Below are 255 nucleotides of genomic sequence, written 5' to 3' on the forward strand. Positions count from 1 at the left end.
TCATGACTGGGGTGAAGTCGTAACAAGGTAGCCGTAGGGGAACCTGCGGCTGGATCACCTCCTTAATCGACGACTCAGCTGCTCCATAAGCTCCCACACGAATTGCTTGATTCATTGAAGAAGACGATAAGAAGCAGCCCGAAATTGGGTCTGTAGCTCAGTTGGTTAGAGCGCACCCCTGATAAGGGTGAGGTCGGCAGTTCGAATCTGCCCAGACCCACCAATTTTGTGTGGGAAACGCCTGTAGAAATACGG

General features: G+C 51.8%; 1 tRNA gene and 1 rRNA gene. Both read left to right on the plus strand.

Annotation, left to right across the window (positions count from 1 at the left end):
• A 16S ribosomal RNA gene (locus tag KW846_RS30635) occupies positions 1-65 on the plus strand; the annotation flags it as partial.
• 81 nt (positions 66-146) lie between these two features.
• A tRNA-Ile gene (locus tag KW846_RS30640) sits at positions 147-223 on the plus strand.
• The last annotated feature ends 32 nt before the right edge of the window (positions 224-255 follow it).

The sequence above is a fragment of the Pseudomonas sp. PDM32 genome, from assembly GCF_019219225.1.
Lineage (GTDB): Bacteria > Pseudomonadota > Gammaproteobacteria > Pseudomonadales > Pseudomonadaceae > Aquipseudomonas > Aquipseudomonas laurylsulfatiphila.